This is a genomic window from Achromobacter sp. Marseille-Q4962 (assembly GCF_943737005.1).
GTDB lineage: Bacteria > Pseudomonadota > Gammaproteobacteria > Burkholderiales > Burkholderiaceae_B > Achromobacter.
Window position 1 is genome coordinate 1 of the sequence record NZ_CALSFU010000061.1, and the last position, 3196, is coordinate 3196.

3 protein-coding genes are annotated in these 3196 nt (G+C 66.6%); all 3 read right to left on the reverse strand.

Annotated elements, in window-relative coordinates:
• Positions 1-922: Tar ligand binding domain-containing protein (locus tag NGJ44_RS22965; protein WP_251866029.1), on the reverse strand; the 922-nt coding region annotated here is incomplete at its 3' end.
• 87 nt (positions 923-1009) lie between these two features.
• Positions 1010-1510, reverse strand: a complete 501-nt coding sequence (gene cheW, locus NGJ44_RS22970) for a chemotaxis protein CheW (protein ID WP_053245669.1) — start codon at positions 1508-1510, stop codon at positions 1010-1012.
• A gap of 16 nt (positions 1511-1526) precedes the next feature.
• On the reverse strand, positions 1527-3196 hold a 1670-nt coding region (gene cheA, locus NGJ44_RS22975; RefSeq protein ID WP_251866031.1), incomplete at its 5' end, for a chemotaxis protein CheA.

The window sequence follows — 3196 nt, forward strand, 5'->3', positions numbered from 1 at the left end:
GGTCCGTGTTGCCCGCCGCAATCTCGCGCGAACCCACCGTGATCTCGTCCACCCCGCGGCGCACCGCCGCCACCGTGCGCGTCAGGCTCTCCTGCATGCGCTTGAGCGCCGAGAAGAGATGGCCGATCTCGTTGGCATTGCGCACTTCGACGCGCGCCGTCAGGTCGCCGGCCGCGATGCGGTCGAAATGCCGGCCCGCGTCGGTGAGCGGGCGCAGCACCCGGCGCCGCAGGAAAACATAGGTCGCGAACACCAGCAGCGCGGCGATGACGCCGCCCGCCGCCACGGCCATCAGCACGTAGCGGTAGCGGACCTGCGCCACTTCGTGGGCATCGGTCATTTTGCCGGTGCGCCAGAAGTCGAAAGCGTCCACGGCACGCGCGAAGCGGCTTTCGAGGGCGTCCTGCACCATCTGGACCTGCGTCTGGTAGCCCGGCATGTCGGCTTTCTCGAGCGCCGTCACCAGCGGGGCCAGGCCCTGCTGCGCCAGCACGAGATACGCGTCCTCGATTTCCTTGAGAATGGGCGCCGCCTCGGCGTCGTCGGGCTTGGGCAGCGTCTTGTAATATTCGAACTCGGTCTGCGTCTTGTTGAGCGCCGACTTCGCCCGCTGCAGCATGCCCGCCGCCTCGCCGGACAGGCCCTGCGACACCAGGACGGGCTGGCCGATGTTGCGCACGATGTCGCCGTAGTTGGAAGTGGCCGCGCGGCCCAGGCTGTTGAGCGTATCCTTGTAGCTTCCCACCACGCGGCTGACCGCGTCGTCGAGCTCCTGCGCCTGCTTGATCTCCGCCAGAGTCTGGTTGCTGACCCGCAGCGACAGAACCCCCAACGCCGCGCCGATCACCAACATGAATGAAAAGAACGCCAGCACCCACAGCAGGCTGCCGCGTATCGTCATGTTCGCAAAAAACTTGCGCATCACAGGAACCACTCCCAGGGTGCAGTAGTTAGGAAAAGCGCCGCATCGATCCTGACGCGGCGCCCGTGCCCTGCCGGCCGTCTCCGATCAGGAAGCGACCTTCTCCACCAGCGCCATTTCGTCGCTGGTCATCAGCTTTTCGATGTCCACGAGGATCAGCATGCGTTCGTCCACCGTGCCCAGGCCGGTGAGGTATTCCGTGGACAGCGTGGCGCCGAACTCCGGCGCCGGGCGGATCTGCCCCGCGTTGAGCATGAGCACGTCGGACACTCCGTCGACCACGATGCCGACCACGCGGCGCTCGAGGTTGAGGATGATGACCACCGTCTGCTCGTTGTAGTCGACGCTGCCCAGGTTGAACTTGATGCGCAGGTCGACGATGGGAACGATGATGCCGCGCAGGTTGGTCACGCCCTTGATGAAAGGCGGCACGTTGGCGATGCGGGTGACGGTGGCCGCGTCGTAGCCGCGGATTTCCTGCACCTTGAGAATGTCGATGCCGTATTCCTCGGCGCCGAGCGTGAACACGAGGAATTCGCTGCCTACGTCCTCATTGCGCGCGGACTGCGCTTGCGGTTTGGCTGCCATGAGTGGTTTCTCTCCGTCAATTCAGAATGGCTTCGGGCTGCGACCAACGCTCGCGGTTGGCGCGCGCCAGCGCAAAAACGTCGACAATCAGCGCCACGCTGCCATCGCCCAGGATGGTGGCGGCGGAGATGCCGGGAACCTTGCGGTAATTCGATTCGAGATTCTTCACCACCACCTGGTGCTGCCCGATGAGGTGGTCCACCAGCAGCGCGAAGCGGCGGTCTTCGGCCTGCATGATGACCGCGATGGCCTGCGTGGGATCGGTCTGCGCGCCGCAGACCGAGAACACGCGGTGCATTTCCACCAGCGGCAGGTACTCGCCGCGCACGTGCATCACGCGCTCGTTGCCGGCCACCGAGTAGATCTGGTCGTTGGTGGGCTGCAGCGATTCGGTCACGTGGTTGAGCGGGAGGATGAAGGTTTCCTCGCCGACCCGCACCGACATGCCATCGAGGATGGCCAGCGTCAGCGGCAGCACGATGCGGGTGGTGGTGCCCTGCCCCGGCCGGGACGACAGTTGCACGTGGCCGCCCATGTCCTGGATATTGCGGCGCACCACGTCCATGCCCACGCCGCGGCCCGAGATGTCGGTGATCTTCTCCGCCGTGGAAAAACCCGGGGCGAAGATGAGCTGCCAGATCTCGTCGTCGGGAGAGTTCTCGTTGACGGGCAGCCCCTGGGCGATGGCCTTCTTGAGAATTCTTTCGCGGTTCAGGCCGGCGCCGTCGTCGCTCACCTCGATCACGATATTGCCGCCGTTGTGCTGCGCCGACAGCACCAGCTGGCCGACCGGATCCTTGCCGGCGGCCACGCGCTTCTCGGGCGTCTCGATGCCGTGGTCCAGGCTGTTGCGCACCAGGTGCGTCAATGGGTCGATGATGCGCTCGATGAGGCTCTTGTCCAGTTCGGTGGCGCGACCGTAGGTCTGCAGTTCGATCTGCTTGCCCATCTTGCTGGCGATGTCGCGCACCAGCCTGGGAAAGCGGCTGAACACGTAGTCCATCGGCATCATGCGGATGGACATCACGGCCTCCTGGAGGTCGCGGGCATTGCGCTCAAGCTGTTCCATGCCGTTGAGCAGGCGGTCGTGCAGCACCGGATCCAGCGTGGAGGCCGTCTGCGCCAGCATGGCTTGCGTGATGACCAGCTCACCCACCAGGTTGATGACCTGGTCCACCTTTTCGACGCCGACACGGATGGAGGTGGACTCCTTGTCCGCGTGCGCCGGCGCCGGCGCGCGGGTGGCGCGCGATGCCTGGGTGATCGCCTCGGCCGCGGCGGCCGATTCCGCCACGGGCGCCGGCTGCCCGGAGGTCGCGGCCGGTTGGGGTGCGGACTGCGGCGCGGCCGGCTCAGGCGCGGCCGGTTGGGCTTCCTGCGCAGCGGATTCCGCCACCGCGGGCGGCGCTTCCTGCCGGATCTCGAGCTGGTCGGCATCCACGATGAAGCAGCACACCGCTTCGATATCCGCCGGCGAGCAGGTGCTGTCCACCCACACCGTCAGCGCGCCGTCCTTGCGTTCGCTGGCCTTCACATGGCCCAGGTTGCCCATTTCTTCCAGCAGGGAACCCGCGTCCTTGTCGGATACCTTGCTGATGCGCACCCGCAGCGGCACGCCGCCGGATGCGGCGGCGCCGGCCTCGGGCGCCTCGGCGGCCGGCGCCGGCTGGGGCTGGGGCTGGGGCT

Excerpts from the sequence above, each read along its gene's own strand:
- cheW (WP_053245669.1), bottom strand. The coding sequence starts at position 1,510 with ATGGCAGCCAAACCGCAAGCGCAGTCCGCGCGCAATGAGGACGTAGGC.